This is a genomic window from Paraburkholderia terrae, from assembly GCF_002902925.1.
Classification (GTDB): domain Bacteria; phylum Pseudomonadota; class Gammaproteobacteria; order Burkholderiales; family Burkholderiaceae; genus Paraburkholderia; species Paraburkholderia terrae.
This window is the reverse complement of record NZ_CP026114.1, coordinates 451,855-476,302: the sequence shown is the minus strand read 5'-3', so window position 1 is coordinate 476,302 and position 24,448 is coordinate 451,855. Positions and strand designations below refer to the sequence as shown.

Annotated in this window: 20 protein-coding genes and 3 pseudogenes; 19 read left to right on the top strand and 4 right to left on the bottom strand. The window is 60.0% G+C overall.

The features are described 5' to 3' along the window. The first annotated feature begins 20 nt into the window (after positions 1-20). The 13 genes from C2L65_RS43965 to C2L65_RS43905 all read left to right on the top strand — a co-directional run bounded on the left by C2L65_RS43965 (position 21) and on the right by C2L65_RS43905 (position 13,780). The gene (locus tag C2L65_RS43965; RefSeq protein ID WP_052426821.1) at positions 21-923 is read left to right on the top strand and encodes a substrate-binding domain-containing protein; all 903 of its coding nucleotides are present in this window, start codon (positions 21-23) and stop codon (positions 921-923) included. Continuing rightward, complete coding sequence (locus C2L65_RS43960; RefSeq protein ID WP_042305749.1) at positions 920-2,491, top strand: sugar ABC transporter ATP-binding protein; 1,572 nt, start codon at positions 920-922, stop codon at positions 2,489-2,491. Before C2L65_RS43965 ends, C2L65_RS43960 begins: the two co-directional genes overlap by 4 nt. Beyond that, a complete protein-coding gene (locus tag C2L65_RS43955; RefSeq protein WP_042305750.1) occupies positions 2,488-3,492 on the top strand; it encodes an ABC transporter permease in 1,005 nt (334 codons plus the stop codon). Before C2L65_RS43960 ends, C2L65_RS43955 begins: the two co-directional genes overlap by 4 nt. Further along, positions 3,485-4,471 carry a tagatose kinase gene (locus C2L65_RS43950; RefSeq protein WP_042305751.1) on the top strand — a complete coding sequence of 329 codons (987 nt, stop codon included), beginning with the start codon at positions 3,485-3,487 and terminating at the stop codon, positions 4,469-4,471. Before C2L65_RS43955 ends, C2L65_RS43950 begins: the two co-directional genes overlap by 8 nt. Continuing rightward, positions 4,464-5,747: a D-tagatose-bisphosphate aldolase, class II, non-catalytic subunit gene (locus tag C2L65_RS43945; protein WP_042305752.1), complete on the top strand. Its 1,284-nt coding sequence runs from the start codon at positions 4,464-4,466 to the stop codon at positions 5,745-5,747. Before C2L65_RS43950 ends, C2L65_RS43945 begins: the two co-directional genes overlap by 8 nt. Before the next feature lie 34 nt (positions 5,748-5,781). Next, positions 5,782-7,242, top strand: a complete 1,461-nt coding sequence (gene zwf / locus C2L65_RS43940; protein WP_042305753.1) for a glucose-6-phosphate dehydrogenase — start codon at positions 5,782-5,784, stop codon at positions 7,240-7,242. 108 nt (positions 7,243-7,350) lie between these two features. Next, the gene (locus C2L65_RS43935) at positions 7,351-8,127 is read left to right on the top strand and encodes an L-iditol 2-dehydrogenase (RefSeq protein WP_042305754.1); all 777 of its coding nucleotides are present in this window, start codon (positions 7,351-7,353) and stop codon (positions 8,125-8,127) included. Positions 8,128-8,257: 130 nt separating this feature from the next. Further along, a complete protein-coding gene (locus C2L65_RS43930; protein WP_042305772.1) occupies positions 8,258-9,559 on the top strand; it encodes an ABC transporter substrate-binding protein in 1,302 nt (433 codons plus the stop codon). Between the two features lie 70 nt (positions 9,560-9,629). Continuing rightward, a complete protein-coding gene (locus tag C2L65_RS43925; RefSeq protein ID WP_042305755.1) occupies positions 9,630-10,562 on the top strand; it encodes a carbohydrate ABC transporter permease in 933 nt (310 codons plus the stop codon). Continuing rightward, positions 10,559-11,425 carry a carbohydrate ABC transporter permease gene (locus tag C2L65_RS43920; protein ID WP_042305756.1) on the top strand — a complete coding sequence of 289 codons (867 nt, stop codon included), beginning with the start codon at positions 10,559-10,561 and terminating at the stop codon, positions 11,423-11,425. Before C2L65_RS43925 ends, C2L65_RS43920 begins: the two co-directional genes overlap by 4 nt. Then, positions 11,422-12,153 carry an HAD family hydrolase gene (locus C2L65_RS43915; RefSeq protein ID WP_042305757.1) on the top strand — a complete coding sequence of 244 codons (732 nt, stop codon included), beginning with the start codon at positions 11,422-11,424 and terminating at the stop codon, positions 12,151-12,153. The genes C2L65_RS43920 and C2L65_RS43915 overlap by 4 nt, the downstream gene beginning before the upstream one ends. A gap of 18 nt (positions 12,154-12,171) precedes the next feature. Continuing rightward, a complete protein-coding gene (locus C2L65_RS43910; RefSeq protein ID WP_042305758.1) occupies positions 12,172-13,281 on the top strand; it encodes an ABC transporter ATP-binding protein in 1,110 nt (369 codons plus the stop codon). A gap of 64 nt (positions 13,282-13,345) precedes the next feature. Continuing rightward, positions 13,346-13,780, top strand: coding sequence for a hypothetical protein (locus C2L65_RS43905; RefSeq protein WP_156132254.1), 435 nt, complete (start codon positions 13,346-13,348; stop codon positions 13,778-13,780). A gap of 71 nt (positions 13,781-13,851) precedes the next feature. On the opposite strand, the gene C2L65_RS43900 is transcribed toward C2L65_RS43905, so the two are convergent. After that, positions 13,852-14,205, bottom strand: coding sequence for a hypothetical protein (locus C2L65_RS43900; RefSeq protein ID WP_156132255.1), 354 nt, complete (start codon positions 14,203-14,205; stop codon positions 13,852-13,854). Positions 14,206-14,365: 160 nt separating this feature from the next. Here C2L65_RS43900 and C2L65_RS43895 point away from each other — a divergent pair, with 160 nt between their 5' ends. The 4 genes and pseudogenes from C2L65_RS43895 to C2L65_RS43880 all read left to right on the top strand — a co-directional run. After that, a complete protein-coding gene (locus C2L65_RS43895; protein WP_042305774.1) occupies positions 14,366-17,989 on the top strand; it encodes an AAA family ATPase in 3,624 nt (1,207 codons plus the stop codon). A 47-nt stretch (positions 17,990-18,036) separates the two neighbouring features. Beyond that, positions 18,037-18,294 carry a DUF4242 domain-containing protein gene (locus C2L65_RS43890; protein WP_042305760.1) on the top strand — a complete coding sequence of 86 codons (258 nt, stop codon included), beginning with the start codon at positions 18,037-18,039 and terminating at the stop codon, positions 18,292-18,294. Between the two features lie 298 nt (positions 18,295-18,592). Further along, a pseudogene (locus C2L65_RS47000) lies at positions 18,593-18,757 on the top strand (MBL fold metallo-hydrolase); the annotation flags it as partial. Between the two features lie 412 nt (positions 18,758-19,169). Continuing rightward, positions 19,170-19,506: pseudogene (locus C2L65_RS43880) on the top strand (serine dehydratase beta chain); the annotation flags it as partial. A 118-nt stretch (positions 19,507-19,624) separates the two neighbouring features. On the opposite strand, the gene C2L65_RS43875 reads toward C2L65_RS43880, so the two are convergent. Next, entirely contained in the window at positions 19,625-21,010 is a 1,386-nt protein-coding gene (locus C2L65_RS43875) for a hypothetical protein (RefSeq protein WP_042305775.1), read from the bottom strand. A gap of 256 nt (positions 21,011-21,266) precedes the next feature. On the opposite strand from C2L65_RS43875, the gene C2L65_RS46995 reads away from it, so the two are divergent. Further along, positions 21,267-21,461, top strand: a complete 195-nt coding sequence (locus C2L65_RS46995; RefSeq protein WP_081920802.1) for a hypothetical protein — start codon at positions 21,267-21,269, stop codon at positions 21,459-21,461. Here C2L65_RS46995 and C2L65_RS43865 read toward each other — a convergent pair. Then, complete coding sequence (locus C2L65_RS43865) at positions 21,451-22,257, bottom strand: SEL1-like repeat protein (protein ID WP_233446740.1); 807 nt, start codon at positions 22,255-22,257, stop codon at positions 21,451-21,453. The two genes, C2L65_RS46995 and C2L65_RS43865, sit on opposite strands and share 11 nt — an antisense overlap. On the opposite strand from C2L65_RS43865, the pseudogene C2L65_RS43860 reads away from it, so the two are divergent. Beyond that, a pseudogene (locus C2L65_RS43860) lies at positions 22,225-22,619 on the top strand (DDE-type integrase/transposase/recombinase); the annotation flags it as partial. The gene C2L65_RS43865 and the pseudogene C2L65_RS43860 sit on opposite strands and share 33 nt — an antisense overlap. A gap of 47 nt (positions 22,620-22,666) precedes the next feature. Here C2L65_RS43860 and C2L65_RS43855 read toward each other — a convergent pair. Further along, positions 22,667-24,265: a SagB/ThcOx family dehydrogenase gene (locus C2L65_RS43855; protein WP_042305764.1), complete on the bottom strand. Its 1,599-nt coding sequence runs from the start codon at positions 24,263-24,265 to the stop codon at positions 22,667-22,669. Positions 24,266-24,448: the final 183 nt, after the last annotated feature.

The following is a 24,448-nucleotide window of genomic DNA, read 5'->3' as shown; positions in this document are numbered from 1 at the left end:
CCTATCAGAGGAAGAGACACATGAAGTTGACGCTCAAACACATCGCAGTGTCCCTGGCAGCCACCGGCGCCTTCGCCATCGCGCCCTTCTCGCACGCGGACCAGATCAGGATCGGTGCATCGCTTCTCACGCAGCAACATCCGTTCTATGTTGCGCTGGCTGATGCGATGAAGCAGGAGGCCCAGAAGGACAACGCGAAGCTCGACATCTCTATCGCCAATCAGGATCTGAGCAAGCAGATCGCTGACGTCCAGGACTTCGTGACGCGCAAGGTCGACGTAATCGTGTTGTCGCCGGTCGATTCGAAAGGCGTCAAGGCTGCCGTCATGACGGCGCAGAAGGCTGGCATCCCCGTGATTACGGTGGACATCGGTGCCCAGGGTATCGAAGTAGCCTCCCATATCGCGACCGATAACTACGCAGGCGGCCAGATGGCCGGTCAGCTCATGTGCAAGGTGCTGGGCGGCAAGGGCAAGGTCGGTGTGATTGACTACCCGACGGTGCAGTCCGTGATCGACCGTGTCTCGGGTTTCAAGAAGGCGCTCGGCGCCTGCCCGGGCGTCCAGGTTGTCGCTGTCCAACCCGGGATCACGCGCGCCGAGGCGCTGACGACCGCGCAAAACATGCTGCAGGCTCACCCGGACCTCGATGGCATTTTCGGGTTTGGCGACGACGCCGCCATGGCAGCGGCCGTCGCGGGGAAGTCCGCGGGCAATCACGTCAAGGTCATCGGCTTCGACGGCATGCCGGAAGCGCGCGCAGCCGTCGACAAAAATCCGAATTTTGTTGGTGTCATCCGTCAGTACCCCGAAAAAATGGGCGCCGTTGCTGTGGACACGGCAGTGAAGGTCGCCGGGAAGCAGCAGGTCGCGAAACTTATCCCGGTCACGCCCGGGGTCTATCTGCACGAAGCCGCAAAATGAACGCGAGCCCGAACAGCCCGCGCGCCGAGGCATCGGGCGCAATACGCCCGATCCCGCCTGGCGGACGCCTTGCCGATCGCGCTGAGGTTCCCCTTGTTGAATTGAGGTCGATCGCGAAGTCGTTCGGATCCGTCGAAGCAATCAAAAACGTATCGCTGACGTTGCGAAGCGGACGGGTCCACACGATTCTGGGCGAAAACGGTGCCGGCAAGTCGACTCTGATGAAGATTCTGGCAGGGGTGCATGAGCCGACCCGTGGCGAACTGCTTCTACGGGGGCAGCGCGTCACGTTCGAGAACCCGTCCGAATCCCAGACTGCTGGCATCTCGATCATCTACCAGGAGCTTAGCCTCGCGACCAACCTGAGCGTCGCCGAGAACATCTTTGCAGGCCACGAGCCGCGCCGGTTTGGGATAGTGGACTTCACGTCGCTCTTCCGGCAGGCGCAGGCTTTGCTCGACGACCTTGGGATCGTGATCGATGCGCGTACGCCCGTAGCACGGCTATTTATGGCCCAGAGGCAGCTTGTTGAAATTGCCAAGGGCCTGAGTCGCAATGCTGAACTCGTCATCATGGACGAGCCGACGTCGTCGCTCAGCGACCGCGAAGCCGAAGTCCTCTTCAACATCGTGACGAAGCTCAAGGCGCGAGGTGTTGCCGTCGTCTACATCTCGCATCGGATGGACGAGATCATGCGGATCTCCGATGACATCTCTGTCATGCGCGACGGCCAGTACATCTGTACACACGATAAGACTGAGACGACGATCGGCGCGCTGATCAACCTGATGGTTGGCCGCGAGATGAGCGATGTTTATCCGCAGCGCGTCAAACCTCTGGATACAGGACAGTCGCCGTTGCTGGAGGTCAAGAACCTGACGATCAAAGGCAAATTCGACGACATCAGCTTCAATGTCAGGCCCGGAGAAATTTTTGGCTTCTTTGGCCTGATCGGTGCAGGGCGCTCTGACGTGATGAAGACGCTTTTCGGCATGGGACGGCCAATTGGACAGATTCTCATGGATGGTCGGCCGCTGCGTCTTCGCTCGCCTGAAAGCGCCATTTCGGCAGGCATCGCGTTTGTGACCGAGGACCGGAAACACGAAGGCCTTGTACTCATGCATTCGATTGCTCCGAGTTTCGAGCGTAAAGGTTCCCGGTTCGGCATTCTCAGCAGCCGCTTCGAGCAGAACGAAACGCGAGATGCGATTACCCGGATGAAGATACGGACCGCGGGGCCGCATCAGGCAGTCGGCAATCTGAGTGGTGGCAACCAGCAGAAGGTCGTCTTTTCGAAGTGGCTCGCCCTCAGACCCAAGGTCCTCATTCTTGATGAACCAACTCGTGGCGTTGACGTCGGCTCGAAATACGAGATCTACCGCGTGATGCGCGAGCTCGCCGACTCCGGCACCGCCATCATCCTGGTTTCCTCTGAGCTGCCCGAGGCGCTAGCGATGAGCGACCGTCTCGTCGTGATGCGGGAGAAGCGCCTGGTCAAGGAATTTGCGACGGCGGGGCTGACGCAGGAGACCGTCATGTCATATGCAACAGGAGCAGCACAAGCATGAAACCATCAGAACTCGCAGGAAACGCCAGCCTCAGGGAAGCAGGTGAGCACACCAGCAGTGTCACCGTACTATCGAAATTGATCCGTCACTACGGCGGAATCGTCTGCGGTCTCGTCCTGCTCTGCATACTGTTCTCTGTCCTGTCGTCGAACTTCCTGACACTGGGCAACCTCCTGAACATCGTCATGCAGGTGTCGATTATCGCGATTCTCGGCTTCGGCATGACCTACGTGCTCCTTCTGGGCGATATCGATCTCTCCGTCGGAGCAGTCATGGCGCTCGTCGGGACCATCGCAGCGTTTGCGATGCAGCATGGACTGCACCCTGCGCTTGCCGTTGTCGTCGCGATGGCAGCCGGATTCGTGCTGGGATTCGTCAACGGAACGCTGACGGCGATGCTGACGATCCCATCGTTCATCGTGACGGTCGCCACAATGGGTGTGTTCCGGGGGCTGGCCTATATCACGTCGGCGGGCGTTCCGATCTCGATCGACGACGACCGGTTCGCGGCGCTCGGAAATTCGACCATCCTCGGCATTGCGATACCAATCTGGGTTCTGGTCGTCCTGATGGTCGTCAACCACTTTGTCCTGGCGAAGACGGTGTTCGGCCGCAAGGCATACCTTGCCGGAGGCAACCGCGAAGCGGCGCTGTATTCCGGTATCAACGTCCGACGCCTGCGAATTTTCATTTTCATGATCTCGGGGCTGATGGCCAGCATCGGAGGGGTGCTGATGACGTCCCGTCTGTATTCGGCTCAACCGAATGCCGGACTTGGCTATGAACTCGATGCGATCGCAGCTGCCGTGCTCGGCGGCACGAGCCTGAGTGGTGGCTACGGCACGATCGCAGGCACGCTGATCGGGGCGCTCATCATCGGTGTCATCAACAACGGGATGAACCTGCTGAGTGTTCCCTACTTTTACCAACTGATCGTAAAGGGCGTCGTTATTCTCGTCGCCGTTTGCATCGACGTACAAACGAAGAAACGCCATGGCTAATACCGAACTGCACAAGGCCGGCAAATCCGGCTACATCCTGACGATGGGCGAAATCCTGGTCGAGATCATGGCCACCGAGCGTGGACAGTCGTTCCGCAAGCCTGGCACGCTGATTGGGCCATATGCCAGTGGTGCGCCTGCGATCTTCATCGATCAGGTGGCGAAAACTGGCAGCCGGTGCGCAATGATTGGTTGCGTTGGCGATGACGACTTTGGCGCGCTCAACGTCGAGCGTCTGCGCGCAGACGGCGTCGATGTCTCGGGTATCTCCGTCATCAAGACGGCGACGACCGGCAGCGCGTTTGTGACGTACCGCGAGGACGGCGATCGCGACTTTATCTACAACATCGCGAACAGCGCCTCTGGTCACCTGTCTGTCGGCAATATCCGGGACGATCTGCTCAAGCAGTGCAACCATTTTCACGTGATGGGTTCCTCGCTCTTTTCCTTCCGCATCATCGAGGCGATGAAGAAGGTGATCGAGACGGTCAAGGGGCATGGCGGCACGGTGAGCTTCGACCCGAATATCCGGAAGGAGATGCTGCGTATCCCCGAAATGCGGGAAGCGCTCGACTTCATCCTCGACTACACCGATGTGTTCCTGCCGAGTGGTCACGAAGTCATGCTGCTCGCGAGCGCGAGCAGCGAGCAGGGGGCCGTTGATGAACTGTTGAAGCGCGGCGTGCGTGAAGTCGTGGTCAAGCGTGGAAAGGACGGGTGCAGCTATTACGACGGCACAACCGAACTCAATCTGCCCGCCGTGCCTGTAACCGAGGTCGATCCCACCGGGGCTGGTGACTGTTTTGGTGCGACGTACATTGCCTGTCGTGCTCAAGGATTTGGCATTGAAAAAGCGCTCACCTACGCATGCGCGGCTGGCGCTCGCGCCGTGACTTTCCGCGGTCCAATGGAAGGGACGGCGACGCTGGCAGAACTCGACGCATTCATTGCGAATCCCTCGGAGCAAACTCATGGCTAACGTAGTCTCGCGTCTCTCGGGCGATGAAGGTGCAGCGAAGAAGCTCAAGGGAATTTATTCGATCTGCTCCGCGCATCCCTGGGTGCTCGGCGCGGCAATGAAACAGGCGCTCGACGACGACACACCGCTTCTGATCGAATCGACATCGAACCAGGTGGACCAGTTCGGTGGCTACACGGGCATGAAGCCGGCGGATTTCGTGCGCTTCGTCCACCTCATCGCTGATCGCGTGGGGCTGCCGCGCACAAGACTGATCCTCGGCGGCGACCACCTCGGACCCAATGCATGGCGAAGCCTGCCTGCAGAGGAGGCGATGCAACGCGCGGAAGCGCTCATCGACGCCTATGTGTCGGCGGGATTCACCAAGATCCACCTCGACACCAGCATGAGTTGTGCGGGTGATCCGGCACGGCTCTCGGACGATGTCGTTGCCGGGCGCGCCTCGCGTCTTTGCGCGATTGCCGAGGCGGCTGCAGCACGCGAGGCCAACCGCGAGAAACCGGTCTACATCATTGGCACGGAGGTGCCCGTTCCGGGCGGCGCCGCGGAAGAACTGGAGACGGTTGAGGTCACCAGTCCCGACGCCGCGCTCGATACCGTCGCGGTGCACCGCAATGCCTGGCGTGATCGCGGGCTCGACGACGCGTGGCAGCGTGTGATCGCGCTCGTTGTGCAGCCCGGCGTGGAGTTCGACCACACGAAGGTCGTCGATTACAAGCCTGAGCTTGCAACAAAGCTTTCCCGGGTACTCGAACAGCTGCCGGGTATGGTCTTCGAAGCCCATTCCACCGACTATCAGGCGCCGGAAGCACTCGCCGCGCTTGTCCAGGACGGATTTGGGATCCTGAAAGTCGGCCCTGGTGTGACGTTTGCGCTGCGCGAGGCCCTCTATGCGCTTGCAGACATCGAGAGCGAACTTGTCGTCCCGGCAGCGAGATCGAATCTCCGCGAGGTGGTGGAGAAGGTCATGCTCGCCAAACCTGGCAACTGGGAGAAGTACTACCACGGCGATGACCAGGAGAAGCGGCTGCTAAGAACCTACAGCTACAGCGACCGGGTGCGCTACTACTGGGCGGATCCGGAAATCGACGCCGCGGCCAACAGGCTGATCAGCAACCTGACGGGAATCGACATTTCGGAAAATGTGCTCAGCCGCTATTTGCCCGAGCAATACTGGCAATACAGGCGCGGTCAAATCGACGCAACGCCGATGAGCCTGATCCAGAGCAAGGTTCGCGAAGTCATTGGCGTGTACGCCGCAGCGTGCAAGGCATGACGCAAGCCCCATTCAGACCGGATCGAACCCTGCAATGAAACCTGAATCATTTGCCTTCGTCCTGTTCGGCGCGACAGGAGACCTTGCAAAACGCAAGATCCTGCCTGCGCTCTTTGAGGCACATCGTGCGGGTCTGCTGCCGGCGGACGGAAAAATCGTCGGCGTCGCACGCGGCGAGCTCAACGAAGCGGGCTATCGCGACTGGATTTCTGCGCACGTTCGCGAACATCTTGCCGCAGGCGGCGTCGACGATCCCGCGTGGACCGACTTCCTGTCGAGGATTTCCTATCTTCCGCTCGACCTGTCGGCGGGAGCCGATTTCATGGCGTTGAAGGCGGTGCTGGACGGTGTAGCGGGCGTGCGGGTGTTCTATCTGGCCACAGGGCCGTCGCTGTTCGTGCCAACGTGTCAGGCTTTGGCGGCCGTAGGCCTTAATCGCGACGCGCGAGTGGTGCTCGAAAAGCCGCTCGGCCATGATCTGCACTCATCCAACGCCATCAACGACGCAGTCGGCGAGTTGTTCGACGAGGATCAGATCTACCGGATTGATCATTATCTGGGCAAGGAATCCGTCCAGAACCTGCTGGCGTTGCGGTTCGGGAACGTACTGTTTGAACCCCTCTGGCGTCGTGAATGGGTCTCCAACATCCAGATCACGATCGCCGAGGAACTAGGTGCGGAAGAGCGCGGTGAGTTTTACGACTCGACGGGGGTCCTTCGCGACATGGTGCAGAACCATCTGCTGCAACTGCTGGCGATAGTCGCGATGGAGCCCCCCCATTCGATGGATTCAGACAGCGTCCGCGACGAAAAGCTGCGTGTACTTCGGGCGTTGAAGCCCATCACCTCACAATTCGTCTCGACGATGGCCGTCCGCGGACAGTATCGCGAAGGGGTGATCCGGGGAGAGCGGGTTCCTGCATATGTAGACGAGAAGGGTGTCTGCACCGACAGTACGACGGAGACCTTTGTCGCGCTGAAGGTCGAGATCGAAAACTGGCGCTGGGCAGGGGTGCCGTTTTTCCTGCGCACCGGCAAGCGCCTCGCGGGCAGGATGGCCGAGATAGTCGTGAACTTCCGGCCCGTCCCGCACGCGGCCATCGGCACGACGGGAAGCGATTTGCCAGTGCCCAATCGCCTGGTGATTCGCCTGCAGCCCAACGAATCGATCCGCCTGTACGCCCAGGCAAAGAAGCCAGGTGAGGGGATGAACCTCGCGAGCGTTTATCTCGACCTCGCATTCGACCAGTTCTTCAGGCAAACCCAGATGGAGGCCTATCAGCGTCTGCTTCTCGACGTGATTCATGGGCGTCTCTCCCTTTTCGTGCGGCGCGATGAACAGGAAACGGCGTGGAAATGGGTTGACCCGCTCCTCCGGGCGTGGGGTCGCGGCGAGGGCGCCCCGAGGCCCTACGCGGCAGGAACGTGGGGACCAGCGTCTGCCAGCGCGCTGCTGGCGCAGCACGGTACCTGCTGGCTGGAGGAGGAGAACTAGCAATTACAACGGTGCCGGTATGAACGTAATCCACTCATGCTACATAGTAGTACTTATTTAATGGTTTAGCGGACATCGGATGCGATGTTCAATCTGAGGAGATGCAGGATGCAACTTAAAGACAGGATCGCCATCGTCACGGGTGGCGGAACGGGTATCGGCGAATCGGTTGTACGACGGTATCTGAAAGAAGGTGCGAAGGTCGTTGTCGTGGATGTCAAGGCGAAGTCGGACCTCGAAGCGACGTATGCCAACGCCGACAAGGCCAATCTGTTGCTGCTCCAGGCAGATGTCACGAAGCGCGACAGCATTGAGGCCATCGTGCGTTCGACCGTTGACCAGTTCGGGCGTATTGACATTCTGTTCAACAACGCGGCCGTGTTCGACATGCGCCCGCTACTCGACGAATCGTGGGAGATCTTTGACAGAATTTTTGCGGTGAACGTCAAGGGGATGTTCTTTCTGATGCAGCGGGTCGCCCAGCAGATGGTCGATCAGGGCGGCGGCGGAAAGATCATCAACATGGCGTCTCAGGCCGGACGTCGCGGCGAAGCGCTGGTTTCACACTATTGTGCCAGCAAGGCTGCCGTCATCAGCTATACGCAATCGGCTGCGCTCGCGCTTGCGCCGCATCACATCAATGTTAACGGGATCGCGCCGGGCGTTATCGATACGCCAATGTGGAAGGAGGTTGACGCGCTTTTTGCACGGTACGAGAACCGTCCGCTTGGCGAGAAGAAACGTCTGGTCGGCGAGGAGGTCCCATTGGGCCGTATGGGCCGCCCGGACGAACTGACTGGCGCTGCCGTGTTCCTTGCTTCTGCTGACGCGGACTACATTACCGCACAGACATTGAACGTCGACGGCGGCAACTGGATGAGCTGATTTACGTCAGTGGAACGCCGTTTCACATGACTGGAAGGTCGTGGGGCGGCGATCAGAGTAGTACCCCAACCGAAGGTAACAAACCACGGAGACAGACATGAAGACGAAAACCCCAACCGACCGCGCGTTCATGCGCAAGGCGTTATTCGCTGGCGTTACCCTGTGCGCTGCCCAACTGGCAAGCGCTGCGACGGTGACGATCGCGACCCTCAACAATCCCGACATGCTTGAACTGAAAAAGCTGTCCGCGAATTTCGAGAAAGCAAACCCGGACATCAAGCTGAACTGGGTAATTCTGGAAGAGAACGTGCTGCGTCAACGCGCGACAACGGACATCACCACGAATAGTGGCCAGTTCGACGTGGTCGCTATCGGGACGTATGAAGCGCCGCAATGGGGCAAGCGCGGGTGGCTCGCGCCGATGAACAATCTGCCCGCAGACTACGACCTCGAGGATGTCGTGAAAACCGCGCGTGACGGCCTGTCTTCAAATGGCCAGTTGTGGGCGCTGCCGTTCTATGTCGAGAGCTCGATGACCTTCTATCGCAAGGACCTCTTTGCGGCGAAAGGTCTCAAGATGCCGGACCAGCCAACCTACGATCAGATCAAGGAGTTCGCGGACAAGCTGACCGACAAGGCCAACGGTGTGTACGGCATCTGCGTGCGCGGCAAGGCGGGTTGGGGCGAGAACATGGCGTATGTCTCGACGGTGGTCAACACGTACGGCGGCCGATGGTTTGATGAGAACTGGAAAGCCCAGCTCGACACGCCTGAATGGAACAAGGCGATTACGTTCTACTCCGATCTGCTGAAAAAAGACGGTCCTCCCGGAGCGAGCTCGAACGGCTTCAACGAAAACCTGACGCTGATGTCGTCTGGCAAGTGCGCCATGTGGATCGATGCGACGGTCGCGGCCGGCATGCTCTACAACAAGGCCCAGTCACAGGTCGCGGACAAGGTCGGCTTTGCCGCCGCACCCGTTGCGGTGACGCCCAAGGGCTCGCACTGGCTGTGGTCGTGGTCGTTCGCGATTCCGAAGACTTCGAAGTCGCAGGAGGCCGCGAAGAAGTTTGCCGAGTGGGCAACGTCGAAGCAGTACATCGAGCTGGTCGCAAAGGACGAAGGCTGGGCCTCGGTACCGCCGGGGACGCGCAAGTCAACCTACGCACGCCCGGAATACAAACAGGCCGCACCGTTTGGCGACTTCGTCCTGAAGGCCATCGAAACGGCAAATCCGAATGATTCGACGCTCAAGAAGGTGCCTTACACCGGCGTCCAGTTCGTGGGAATCCCTGAATTCCAGTCGTTCGGCACCGTGGTGGGCCAGGCCATCGCGGGGGTCGTAGCTGGACAGACCGACGTGCCGACAGCGCTGAAGGCGGGCAATGCAGCCGCCGACCGCGCAGTGCGGCAGGGCGGCTATCAGAAGTAGCCGGAACGCCCTGAAATTGCGGGGCGCTGGCAACGGCCGGCGCTGCCGCGCACTCCCAACGGAGACAGTCATGCAGCAAGTTGCTTCCTCCGCTCATCCGCCAGCCGCGCAGGCTGGTGGATTCGACCAGAAAGGTGCGTCGTCGGCGCGCTGGCTCGTCATGCCGTCCGTAGGCGTTCTCGTCTTATGGATGGCGATTCCTCTCGCGATGACGATCTGGTTTTCGTTCTCGCGCTACAACCTGCTGAATCCGGACGTAAAGGGATTCGCGGGTATCGAAAACTACAAGTTTCTCGCCAGCGATCCGTCCTTCGGCCCGTCGATCCTGCACACGATGCAGTTGATCATCTCGGTGCTGGTGATCACGGTGGTCGGCGGCGTGCTGCTCTCGGTGCTGTTCGACCGCAAGTTCTACGGGCAGGGCGTCGCGCGGCTGCTCGCCATCGCGCCGTTCTTCGTGATGCCGACCGTCTCCGCGCTGATCTGGAAGAACATGATCCTGCATCCGGTGTACGGATTGATCGCGCAAGGCATGCGCGCGCTCGGTATGACACCGATCGACTGGTTCGCCGACTATCCGTTGATCGCCGTGATCATCATCGTCGCGTGGCAGTGGTTGCCGTTCGCGTTCCTCATTCTGTTCACGGCGATCCAGTCGCTCGACCAGGAGCAGAAGGAAGCGGCGAAGATCGACGGCGCCGGTCCCTTCGCGATGTTCTTCTTCATCACGCTGCCGCACCTGAAACGCGCGATCGCGGTCGTGGTGATGATGGAAACCATTTTCCTGCTGTCGATCTTCGCTGAAATCTACACGACGACGGGCGGCGGTCCGGGCAATGCGACGACCAACCTGTCGTACCTGATCTACGCGCTCGGCCTGCAACAGTTCGACGTTGGCCTCGCGTCCGCAGGCGGGATTCTCGCTGTGGTGCTCGCGAATATCGTGTCGTTCTTCCTCGTGCGCATGCTCGCGAAGAACCTGAAAGGGGAGTACGAAAAATGAGCCAGGTCGCCGCTACACCTGTTACGACGAATCTTTCGAAAACGAACTCGCCGTTGGCCATCGTCCGGCGCAGCATTCCGGGCATCCTTGCGTGGCTGATTGCGCTGCTGCTGTTCTTCCCGATCTTCTGGATGACGATCACGGCATTCAAGACGGAGCAGCAGGCTTACGCGTCGTCGCTGTTCTTCGTGCCGACGCTCGAAAGTTTCCACGAGGTCTTCGCGCGCAGCAATTACTTCGGCTTCGCGTGGAACTCGATCCTGATCTCGGTTGGCGTCACGCTGCTGTGCCTGATTCTGGCCGTGCCGTGTGCATACGCGATGGCGTTCTTTCCGACGCGGCGCACGCAGAAAGTGCTGCTGTGGATGCTGTCGACGAAGATGATGCCGTCCGTAGGCGTGCTGGTGCCGATCTATCTGCTGTGGAAGAACAGCGGCTTGCTCGACACCGTGAGCGGCCTCGTGATCGTCTACACGCTGATCAATCTGCCCATCGCGGTGTGGATGTCGTTCACGTACTTCGCGGAAATTCCGCGCGACATTCTCGAAGCAGGGCGCATCGACGGCGCGGCGACGTGGCAGGAAATCGTCTATCTGCTGATGCCGATGTCGCTGCCGGGGCTTGCGTCGACGGCGCTGCTGCTCGTGATCCTGTCGTGGAACGAGGCGTTCTGGAGCATCAACCTGTCCAGTTCGAACGCCGCGCCGCTGACCGTGTTCATCGCGTCGTATTCGAGTCCTGAAGGCTTGTTCTGGGCGAAGCTGTCGGCGGCGTCGCTGCTGGCCGTCGCGCCGATCCTGATCGTCGGCTGGGTTTCGCAGAAACAGCTGGTGCGTGGCCTTACCTTCGGGGCGGTCAAGTGACGGAGATCACAACAGAGACCAACGCGGGACCGCCTGGTGTTGCGCTGATCTGCGATTGCGATGGTGTGCTGGTTGATAGCGAGGCCATCGCGGGCGCGACGATCGTCCGCGAACTTGAAGCGCTCTGGCCGGGGGTTGAGGTCGAACCGGTGGTCACACCGCTGCTCGGGTTCCGCACAGAACACGTTCTTCAGACAACCGCGGCAACGCTCGGCAAGAGCCTGACGCCGGAGCAGATCGGAGCGATCCATACCACCGTCGGCGCTGCCGCGATCAAGGCGCCGATGGTGCGCGGAATCGATACCGCACTGGCGAGCATCCCGCTCCTGAAGGCGTGCGCCAGCAACAGCTATTCGGCGTATTTGGCGCATACCGTCGACCGCACGGGACTACGGAGGTTTTTCGAAGGCGGGTTGTTCACGGCGGATCTGGTACCCAATCCCAAGCCCGCGCCCGATGTCTACCTGTTTGCCGCAAGACACATGGCTGTTGTGCCCGCGCGGTGTCTCGTGGTGGAAGACAGTGTCGCCGGTGCAACAGCGGCGGTATCGGCGGGGATGACCGTATTGGGATATGCGGGAGGCGCTCACGATTCCGAAGCCCAGGCGCTCAAACTCCGGCATGTCGGAGCGCGAGGTACGTTCAATCACATGAGTGACCTTCCTGGTCTCGCCGAGACATGGACCAGGGAACTTGGATTCAACTGGCCGTCGATAACGGCCGAGTAAAAGGAAAGGAGACGCATCATGGCAGGTCTAACTTTGCGTAATGTGAGCAAGCGCTATGACGACAATGAAGTCATGCGCGACATCAACCTCGACATCAAGGACGGTGATTTCGTCGTGTTCGTCGGTCCGAGCGGTTGTGGCAAGTCGACGCTCATGCGGATGATCGCGGGGCTCGAAGAGATCAGCGGCGGCGATCTGAAGATTGATGACGTGCGGGTGAACGACGTACCTCCCGCCAAGCGCGGCATCGCAATGGTGTTCCAGTCGTACGCACTGTACCCGCACATGTCGTTGTACGACAACATGGCATTCGGCCTGAAACTGGCGGGCGCGAAGAAGCCCGAGATCGACGCGGCCGTGCGCAACGCGGCGAAGACTCTGCACATTGACCATCTGCTGGAACGCAAGCCAAAGCAGTTATCGGGCGGCCAGCGACAACGCGTGGCGATAGGACGGGCGATCACGCGCAAGCCGAAGGTGTTCCTGTTCGACGAGCCGCTGTCGAACCTCGATGCCGCACTGCGTGTGAAAATGCGACTCGAATTCGCGCGCCTGCATGACGAACTGAAGACGACGATGATCTACGTCACGCACGATCAGGTTGAAGCGATGACGCTTGCGGACAAGATCGTCGTGCTGTCGGCAGGGAACATCGAGCAGGTTGGAACGCCCAACGAGCTCTACCATGCGCCGGCGAACAGGTTTGTCGCTGGCTTCATCGGCTCGCCGAAAATGAACTATCTAGACGGAGTCGTGCAGTCCGCCGGCCAGGAAGGGATTATGGTCAAGTTCGCCACAGGGGAAACGCAGCTGGCCGCGGTTGAATCGGGCAATGCACGAGCCGGTGACAAGGTCACGGTAGGTGTTCGGCCGGAACATCTGCATGTGAGCGAGGCGCGCGACGGAACGAGGGCGAAGGTGCTCGCGTTGGAGTCGCTCGGGGACGCTGCATACCTCTACATGGAAAGTGTCGTTGCACCGGACGGTGTGATTGCCCGCATTCCGCCGCTCGAACGGCACCTGCACGGTAACGAGGTTTATCTGAAGGCCGCGCCCGATCATTGCCATCTCTTCGATTCCAATGGGGCGGCATTCAAAAGGAAGGGAACCCATGCGTTGGCCGCTTGAGTCGAGCGGGAAGATAAGGCAGCAAGCGTCGCAAAAAGTGTTTGCGGAAGTACTTCCAACGCATATGAAAGATCAGCATTCGCCCGCGCTCGCGGCGTTGCCGATTCCCACACAGATCGTCGACCAGCTATCGATGCGTTATCACGTTGCGCTGGAGTCAATGAAAGTGGGAAAGGGCAGCGCCGCTGCAGCGCAAGCGCTGTTGGAAATGGTGATCGCGACAGGCTTGCTTGCCGACTGCGGGTGCGGCCGCCTGGATCATCAACTAACGCGGAAGGCAGAAGCCGCAATCGCGAGCGCTACTCGGGATGGAATCGCGCTCGGGACGTGGAAGCTATCTGGACATGGTTTCCAGGCACTGTGTTCGATGGTCACTGAGCATGATGAGCAGCTCAGTAGCGCCACCGCCAAAGATGCCGTGCGCGTACTCGAGGGTGTGAGGGCGTTGAGTCAATGGGCGGAAGTGACGGCGAGTTCGAACTGCAAACAGCGCGAGTAACAATTGGGGATGCCTGCACTGTCGCACCGTGAACCGCAATTTACGGTTACTTCTCCGAGCCGGATGAAACCTTAGACGGTAGCCGGCCGGAGCCAACGCGCCGCACATGCCGCGAGGACAATACCGGATGCGCCCAGCGTCATTGTGAGAAGCGCGCTGTTCACCCAGCCAAGGTACGGCGTCACTTCGGGGTAGGAGAATCGCAGGTTGAGGAAGTGGCCCAGCAGCATGTACGCAAAATACACTGCGACGCCGAGCAACAACGCGGAGGTCTCGCGAATGGATGCGGCCAACTGCCAGCGAGCGAGCATGCTCAGCACGAGCGTCGGCAACAGGAAGACGCCGAGCCCGATCCACGAGACTTTGGTGGCAATCGTTTTCCGGAACGCTCCCATAGTGATCGGGTGGGCGGTGAACGCGCTCAAAACCCAGTGATCAGGCGGGGCGATGTTCGCCGTAACTACTTAACAAGTCCGATCGTACGCGGCTCTCCAGCCACCCGCCGAAAAGAGGTGCGAAGCCGCGTGGACAAGTTGCGCCGCGTCGCCGATGATAACGTTGGATGGGTACTCCAGGGACGCAGCAATGACCGACGATCTGACGACATGGTTAGCGCAGATTGGGCTCGGCGCGCACGCTGCGAAGTTCACCTTGCAAGGGATCGACTGGGATGTGCTCGGCGATCTTTCCGAGGGTGACCTGAAGGAACTCGGCCTTACGCTTGGCGACCGCAAGCGGCTCGCAAAAGGACTGGCGGCGCTGGCCGAAGCTCACGCACATCCGCTTGAGCCGGCGGAGGAACGCGGAGCCTTGTCTTCGTCGGCCGCAACCGGATCCATCGAGGCCGAGAGGCGGCAAATCACAGTGATGTTCATCGACCTCATCGATTCGACAGCGCTAGCCGAGCGATTCGATCCAGAGGATATGCGACGTCTGCTAGGGGTCTACCATAAAGCTTGTGCATGCGCGATCGAAGCGCATGAAGGCCATATCGCACTTTATATCGGTGACGGCCTGCTCGTCTATTTCGGCTATCCGGATGCGCACGAAGACGATGCCATACGTGCAGTACTCGCCGCCCTTGCCGCCGTAGCTGCGCTTCGCGAGGCCAACGGGGTCATCGAAACAGAGTACGGCGTGCGGCTGCAGGCGCGAATCGGGATCGAAACGGGACTTGTCGTAGCCGGCGCGATTGGCGCTGGATCTTCGCTGGATCACCGCGCGATCGTCGGAGAGGCGCCAATCATCGCCGCAAGGCTGCAGTCGCTCGCTCCTCCCGACGCGATAGTCGTGGGACCGACCACCCAACGCCTGATCCAGGGATCGTTCAAGCTTGAAAACCTTGGCTCGCGTGATCTGAAAGGGGTCACTGGTCCGGTCCGGGTTCAACGTGTGCTGGCGCAAGCGGATACGATCGACCGCTTCGAAATCAGGGCGGCCCAAGGGATCACGCCACTCATCGGCCGGGCTGCAGAACTCGAGATGCTCCGGCGGCACTGGAGGCAGAGTGTGGATGGGAAAATGCGCTGCGTGCTGTTGACCGGCGAGCCGGGAATCGGAAAATCTCGCATGCTGCGGGCGCTCTGCGACGGCATTAGTGACGATTCACATGTGGTCGTTTCGCTTCACTGTTCCGCGTACTATCGCAACAGCCCTTTCTGGCCGGTACAACGCTGGCTACAGCGCACTTTCGGCGTCGGCCCCGACGCTTCGGATGCGTCGGATATGGAGCGGCTAGAGGCTGGGATCGCGAGACTCGGAGTCGATGCCGACGAGATGCTACTGGTTCTTACAAGTTTGCTTGGGATTCCGACAGGAGCGCGTCATCCGACAGTTGAGACATCTTCACCTTCCTTCAAGCGCCGGACGCTGGACGTGCTGGTGGCGATGCTCGAAACGTCGACGCGCGTTCAGCCGGTACTCTTCGTTGTCGAAGACGCGCACTGGATCGATCCATCATCTCTCGAGTTTGTTCGGCTCGTGGTTGAGCGACTGGTGTCCTCCCGGCTGCTGGTACTTGTCACGGCGCGGCCTGAGTTTGAACCCGGATGGACCTACCCTCATCTCGTACAACGCAATCTCGACCGGTTATCGCGCCGCGATTGCGTTGCGATGGTCGAGCGGCTGACGGGGGGCAAGCGGCTTCCGGATCTCGTACTCGATCAGATCGTCTCGAAGACGGACGGTGTGCCGCTCTTCGTCGAGGAACTGACCAAGACCGTTCTCCAGGGCGATCTGTTGCAGGATGCGGGCGTCAGCTACGAGTTGAAAGGCACGCCGCAGACGATCGCGATTCCGGACACGCTGCAGGGCTCGCTGCTGTCGCGGCTCGACCGGCTGGAGCCAACCGTCAAGGAAACCGCGCAGATCGCAGCCACGGTGGGACGTGAGTTCGACAGGAAGCTGCTTGGGTTGATTGCGTCCAGGTCGGAGGATGAACTGCAACAAAAGCTCGATCGCCTGATCGCGGCCGAAATCATTACTTCTACTTCAGGGAAACCCGATGGGGGCGACGCCTATTTGTTCCGGCATGCATTGATCCAGGAAATTGCATATCAATCCCTGCTGCTGGCGCGCCGCCGCCACTACCACGCGCTAATCGCCGCCGCGCTTGAAGAACATTATCCGGACATCGTCGAGCGGCAACCCGAATTGATCGCTCAGAACTTCGCTGCTGCCGATCTGCCGGATCGCGCGCTCGGCTATTGGCAGCGTGCCGGGGAGCGGGCACTCGCGGGCGCCGCCTACGACGAGGCTATCGCCCATGTGCATCGCGGACTTGAACTGGTCAATCGATGCTCCCACAGCGAGCCGACTCGGGCCAGCCATCTGCTGACTCTGCTGCTGACAAGGGGCAGAGCAGAGCTCCGACTGGCGCGGCGCGAGGCGATCGCGACCTTTCGCGAGGCGGCCCGAATTGCCCGCGAACAGAAGCTCACGTCGTATCTCGTGCAGGCAGCGTTGGAGTTTGACACCGCAGAGACGTTCCTCGAAGGCTCCGGCGATGAATCGCTTTCGTTGCTGGCAGAGGCGCTCACCCTGATCGGTACCGAGCAGTCGGTCGAGCGTTGCCGACTGTTGAGTCGCCTTCTCCGCACAGTTCATATGACGGGTGCCCGCGAACAGAATAGTGAATTTGCCGTGGAGGCCGTCGATCTTGCCAGACGCCTGAACGATCTGCCGAGCCTGTTCGACGCATTGGCGTGCGAATTGATGCATGTCGGGGCTCTCCCGTTGGCTGCGAACAGATTTCCGGAGCGTGAAAGCGTATTGCTGGAACTCAGGCAGATCGCGGAAGTTCTCGGCGATGCGCACACCGTTGGTCATGCATGCGCCCGATGTCTTGCCGGCTACCTGGAGATCGGCGAGGTGGACAGTTTCGAGAGCGCGCTGGAGCGGTATCGGCAGATTGCCGCCCGTGGACAGCACTTTGTCGACAAGTGGTGCGTTACGGGGGCGCAGGCGATGCGGGCCATACTCGTCGGTGACTTTGCTGAGGCGGAGCACAAGACGCGCGACTCGTTGCAGATGGCGCAGAACGCTGACGCGAATCTCGCAACGGGTGTCTACGGCATGCAAATGTTCACGATACGCCGCGAACAGGGTCGGCTCGCCGAGGTAGCGCCGATCTTCAAGCGGTTTGTCGACGAGCATTCTGAGGACGCTACGTGGCGGCCAGGATTCATGTTGATCTGTAGTGATCTCGGCTTCGAAGCGCAGGCCCGCGACAATCTCGATCGGCTTGCGGAATCGGAATCCAGCATCCCTGTGGACAGCAGGCGGCTTGTCACGTTGACCTATCTGGCGGAGGTTGCTGCCCGCTTGCGGGACGTCGAACATGCCGAACGGATTTATGCCCTTCTCCTGCCGTTCCAGGATCAGGTCGTCACGGTTCCAGTCTTTACGCTTTGCTGCGGATCTGCGGCACGGTTTCTTGGCATGCTGGCCCATGCACTCGGCGACTGGTCAGCCGCCGAACAGCATTTTGACTACGCGCTGCGCATGGATGAGCGCTTACGGGCGTGGCCGTGGCTAGCCCATGGCCGGCACGAATACGCGCTCATGCTGGCGGCGCGCAATGGCAAAGAAGATAGAGAACGAGCGCAAGATCTGCTCTCGATGGCAGCCGCTGCAGCCAGAAGACTCAAAATGTTCGCTCTCGTGGAGCGAATCGGTGGCGCGCAGGCAGAAGCTCGGCCCAAAAGTTAGTACAGTGTTTGACGCGCAACGAGCAGTCGCTACTCAAGGAGAATCACATGCCGCGTTTTATGATTGAACGTAATTTTGCGGAACAACTCGAGGTCACGGGTGAAAGTGCTGCAACTGTGAAGAGAATCAACGACGAGGAAGGCATCGAGTGGCTCTTTTCGTTTCTCAGCGCGGACAAGAAGAAGACCTATTGCCTGTATGAGGCGCCCAACGCAGACGCCATCCGCGCCGCTGCACGTCGGGCGAATCTGCCCGCCGACGTGATCATCGAGGTAAGCGACCTGCGGCCGGAAATGTTTAACTAGAAGGTGGGGCACGGACGCAGTGTCTGATGGCTGAGCCGATCCAACGACAGGCTTGCCGCCAAGGTATTCGGGCAGCGGCGGCAACCAGCAATCGACGCGTTCGAGTCTGCCTCGCAGCCCGTCCCTCTAGGCTAAAACTAACAATGGCTCAACGCGAGGACAGGGGCCGAGCCGTTGACAACACGACGCCGAAAGCGAGTCACCGGGATATCCAGTAACGCGAGATTCAGACGAGCGCTCGGTCAAATCAATCTCCTGTACAGGGTGGCCCGCTTATCAAGTCGACATGATGCCGCAACGAGCTTGTTGCAATTCATGGACCGAACTCACCGAATCGCTTGGCAAGCTGGCCGCGTATCGTTTCGAATGGCTGCTTCCTGGTCACGGTTGGCTCGCGCACTTGCCGGCCGAGGAAATGAGTGCTCGCTTGCTCGCGTTGGTTGCGCGCATGCGAAATGATTGAACTTGCCGGAATACCTTCTACCGGCATGACGCGTTTCCGATCCGTCGGCATCTAGCGCTGCAATGCAGCGGAGCGAGGTGAGATTGCATTCGCTCTGGCCGGGCAGGTCTGCCATTCTCCTGGCCTCGCGGCGCAACTTACTGATCGTCAACTGAATTTGCCAGATTTCCGCGTAGGAAGACTCGAGTTCGGCCTCACCTGACGTTCACGTCTCACCCTTTGGCAAGGCAGATTTAGGTTGCTCCTCTGCCATTCGCGCCGTAGCGACCGCGAATGGCATCTCTCGGAAGGGCGTCGGGGAACACCAGCAGACAGCAACTACAGTTGCGTCTCGGAAGAACTTCGGTAAAAAAGCCAGCGCCCGTCGTTGACGGGGTACTTGTACACTGATTTCCGCGAACCTGGCTGCGGAGCGCCCGATACCGTCGATCCCGACACGATAGCGGCCGGCCTCGAACAGGTCCGCACCTCCCTCACGCTTGCACTGCTCGGCTCGCACGCTATCCCGTTCGTGCAGAAGGACCACATTCCGTTCTATCGGCAGGCGCTGCCCGAGCATCCGAACGGACTCAAGTTGCACGCGTTAGGTGTGAACGGCGAAACGCTACGCGAATCGACGTATCTGTCGGTTGGTCGGCTTTGTCGTGACGGCGGGCGCGCCGAGTACGATGGTGCTCGCCGCTGTCAAACAGTTGCCGCATCCGTTCCGCGGCGGTGCCGATTTGCTGGAGATGTGCAAGACGACGGGCAATCGTCGCTCGTTGGGCAGGACCTGAAACGGCGCCATTTTTCGCGCGCGCCGGCCCAAGCCATGTAGATGCATTTTATGTGTCATGGCCCGAGGGGGCCAGGCGCGCTACCACTGACTCACAACAGGACCGCTTGCTGCAAAAGTTCCAGCGCTTTCAATTCGTCCAATCGACCCGTGCGTGCTTTACCTGCCAGCGTCTTGATCAATGCTTCCGCTATCGGTTCGATACCGTGAAGATTATCCAGGCTGGTCACGGAAGAGAAGGCGAGTGGTACCGGGTTTCGCTGCGATACGGGGGCGGGGAGCGACTCAAGGGCTGTCGGTGTGGCTGCCGGTGCCTGGCCGTTACTTTCTTCAAGTGGACGTCCGGCAAGGTCGTCGGCGAAATCATTCACATGAACTGGCGGGCTGATGACGATCGTCTCTTGCTCTCCTGCGCCATCCGCCGAAACAGGCGAGAGGCTTTCCGATTCGCCCAGGTCGCCCGCACGTGAACGCGTCGTGTTCGCCTTCGCTTTGGCGAGCTTCTTCACTGGCGCGCCAACGTCTGTTGCAGTCGCAAGCGGCTCGTGTTGTTGAGCGGATACGCGACCACGCGAAGCAGGCGTAAGCATACGCGACACCGACTCTGGAATCTCGGCTTCGGAGCGCGGCGTGTCCAGCCAGCCAGATGGCAAACCCAGTCGCTCCGTGAACCGGTTTGCTTCGATACTGTCCATGCGCTTCTTGCCATGTAGCCGATCGGCTATGTTGAATCCACTCATCTCCATGACCACGCCAAGTCTTACTTTTGATCCGTTGCGACTCGTGAGAACGTGGAGGTTAGCACGTCGGATGTTCTCCACCTCGGCGCTGTCGCTCAGTGCCAGCGGTTGCTGTTGAGGGGTTTTAGGCGACGCTTTGTCTTTCGAAGGCGAAGCTTTGAGCGGTGCTTGAGGTTTAGGCTGTTTGGGCATTTCGCTTTGAATGTTCCTGACGGCGCTGGGCGACCCGCCCGCTACTTTCTTTGGCATTTGCGCTTCCTCAGACAAACTATCTTCAAGAAATGGTTGATGATCGACGTTCAGGGCAGAAGCGGGCTTAATTGCTTCAGGCTCTACGTCATGTCCGTCATCCGTTTGAATGAAGTCGAGCGGTGACTTCAGGCGTGCAATGGTCTCGGCCGCGAGCGCGGGATGGGGCTGGTCAAAAAAGCCATGCGGTAACCCAAGCGTAGTTTCCATGTGGAAGGCCGTCTCGGGCGTGAATCGTTCGCCCTTCATCAGTTCGCCCACGCGCGTCATGTTCGATTCAAGTGCTATCGCGATATTCTCGGCACCTACCGCATCGACCAGAAACTGAAAAGATCGTGTTTTGAAGATGGAGGCAGTCTGGACGGAGTCGCGGGGAGGCGCCTTCACATACGGTTGTCCCTGCCGGTTGGGCGGAGATTTTTTTTCGTGGTGAGGATGGCGTTGGCCGTTGCCCCGGGATCCCGCATATCGCCCGCGGGCTTGACTCATAAAGTAGGGCTCCATGCGATGTTGATATTCTGAATATTTTGATTATAGAGGAGGCGATGCTGTCATCTGATGTGTCGGTCGCTACCTATGTGTCACCGCCGGGCGTCCAGCGCCAAAACGGCCGCCCTCATGCTGTCACATTTCGACGTTAAGCTTTTCGCCCTCGGTATTGGATCCACCATTGTGGGTCGTCATCGAACGCCAGTCACTGGAAACCTGACGACCTGCGTATCTCTCTTTGCATCAGGAGCATCACTTGTTGAGCGCCCACGAATTCGCAACATTGATGCTGGTCAGGGACTCCGCCGATCACATTGCCGAACGGGAAGAACTTGGTACGTTGCTTGAACGCCAGCTTGTCGCACTGGAGCGGCTCGCGGGCGGGGCAGTACGCCCTCGCATCACGGAGGACGGAGAGTCTCTTCTCCGTCACCTTGCCTTTATCCATTGATGAGAGAAATCCGTCGGGTGCCGCTCAGGTTCTTCAACCCGCCCGACTCGCAGGCGGTAGTGCCTCGACGTAGCGCCTCCAGACGGCGTTGGCAACGTTTGTCATCTCCACCGCGTCGATAGCTCTGCATGGCCTTTGTGCGGTCCGGGACAACGCTCCTGTCTTCTGCACCCCACACGCCCTCCCAGAAAAGTCCGAGATTGTGTGCTGAGGCTTTGTGTCCCAGTTCAATGGCCTGCTCGTAGAGCGAGCGCGCACGGCTCACATCCGCCTGCACGCCCCGCCCAAGCCGTGCGCTGTCGGCCAGCGCGGCGGCGGCCAGGCCGCGCAGACGACCGTCCGCGGTTTCATCCTTCATCACGTCTTCAAGAATCGCGTTACCTCTCTCAAAGTCCGCGTCCCCACCTGTTGGTGCGACGAGTGATATGGCCATTGCCGTTCGCCAGGCCGGATGGCGGTTCGCGCCAATGCGCTCCAGTAGCCAGCGGCCCAGATAGGGTGCATGGTTTAACGTGCTGGTGAGAAGGGCGTTGGCGATTGCGGCGAGCGACTCCGGTGACAGGAATCCGGTTTTGTTTGCCGCAATGACGTGGCGCGAGAATTTTTCGACATCCAGTGTAGGGTCGGCGCGACGCAACTGATGCCATTCGCGCTCGATGGCTCCGACCCAGCTTTCCATTTGCATGGTGAGCGAACCCGTGGTGAAGAATGCACCTGATTCTAGCTCACCTTTCACCGATTGCAACCTGCGATAATGAACGTCAGCAACACCGTCGATTTTCTGTTGCGGGCCCATCGGGATAAGACCGCGGCGCGCCGGTATTTCGAAAAATCGATCGCCCGGAATGGCGAACCCGAGACGGTGACGATCGACAAAAGCGGCGCAATCTGGCTGCGCTGGAAGCCATCAACGCCGAGCGCGAAACGCCCATCAAGATCCGCCAGACGAAGTACTTGAACAACATCATCGAACAGGACCACCGCGCGATCAAGCGGCGCACCCGAACCATGCTTGGGTTCAAGAATTTCCGGTGCGCCCGCATTCTGCTTGGTGGCATCGAGGTGGCGCACATGATCGCCAAGGGGCAGATGAAAGACAACGGCACGCAACAGCAATCGTTTTATCGCGACAAAGCCACATTCAGTCGCCGCGGTTGATCCTGGCGAATGCCGTCTCGCCAGGGGCGGAACGTGGGACGCTCGCTTCAGGGCTGAACCTCATACGGCGGGAATGCAGAGAGGCGTGGATCGTCCACCGCGCCACCGACTGTGAAGTGATACAAGCTCTGCCAGGCGTGATCTTTCACTCCGAGCAGTGTGTGCATTTCGTCGTCAAAAAAGCAACCAACCCCCGTGGCACGCACTCCGGCGGCTTCGGCTTCGAGATACAGAACCTGGCCGAGAATGCCGCATTCCCAGAAGAGGTGGCGATAACGCCATGGTTGCTTCAGGGCGATTTCGAATCTCGCGATCATTCCCAGCGCAAAGCAGGCGTCGGCGGCGATATCCTGGTGGCAGCAGATCAACTTTGCCACGGCGCGCAAATCGTAAGGCAGTAGAAAATAGAGCGGCAGATAGTCCGGCCCGGTCTTCTTCCACAGCCATTCTGGACGCAGAGACTGCATGAGAACCGGCAGCGCTCCGGGATTTCTCACGAGCATATACAGACCCGGCTCCAGGCCGTCGACGCGATGCACAAATAGTGCCGCGTGCACTGCCGCAGGAGATATCAGGGCATTCCACGGCGGCGTGTCGCGATGTGGCAACAGGCACCCCAGCATGCTGAAAAAGGCCGCGCTGGCGATGCGCGTCGTACCATCGAAATTCACCGCGCTGCGACGCTGCCGGGCGATCTGGGCAAAGCGGAGATCAAGGGCGGGCTGCGCAGGGGGCGGGCGCAGTTCTGGATTCGGCGAAGTCGGTTCGGGAGTCCGGGCCTTGTGCGTGGCGAGATGGATCGAATCGATATCCGGCCACTTCACATGTCCCGAGCTCAGCTGATTCGCGCGTCCGGACCACTGCGCCTTGTCCAAAGCGGTCCGCATGCGCTCAAGGTCAGGCCGCCATTCAGGATTGCCAATCCAGAGCAACACATCCGACGCCTCGGCTTCGGCGTCCACGAAATCTGCGCTGCGGTGCGATCCTAGCAAGTCGGCCAGTTCATCATCGGCAGCCGCCTCCACCAGCCGCGTCTGCCAGCCGAGCGCAGTCGCTGCGTAACTCAGCGCAGCGATGACATGGCCGCAATCGTGCTGGCAGTAGCGCCATGCACGCATACCGTATTTCCACGCCTCGCGCCAGTAGATCGAGCTTATGCCGACCAGGACACCGCTGTCCGAAAACGCCTGAGTCCATCGCGGATCGTTCACTGCGGCGCGTTGTTCAAGCGCATGGTCCCGGCTCAGGTAGTGGTAGACCCCGGCGGACACGCCGGGCAGAGCGGGACACAACAGATAGCTCTCGGTCGGATGCAGGTTTCCGCTCGAAGGGTTGCAGCGCAGTGCCCACCGCTGGGCGCCATACGATTTCCACGCTGACAGGCCGAGCGAGAGTTCGAATAGGATTGCCAGACTGGTTAGATCGAATGCGTGCGCGGGCGGCAGGGCGCCGCAGCGCAACGCGCTGTAGCGTGTAGTCAGTGTTTCCGCGGCTAACGGCAGATCTACCCGCGGTGTGCCGTGAAACACCCGGAACGGATCCGGCTGGGTTGTCCAATCGAGCCTCCCGGGACCAGGGGCGTAGAAGTTGACGTGGTGCTTGCTGCGTTCGTGATATTCAAGCAGCGCACGCCTTGACCGGTCCATGTTCCCCCCTCAGGCCAGGAATCCCCCACATGCGGCTGTACGAAACCAGCTGGCTGGACGTTGGGGCGCGATCTCATTTCGGTCGTGGAAGCAGGCGCACTTCGGCCAACTGCTGTTGCCCTTGGTGGCCACTGTACCGTGGCTGGCACTCGGGTTGTCTCCACGAAAGCCCACGGATGTTTC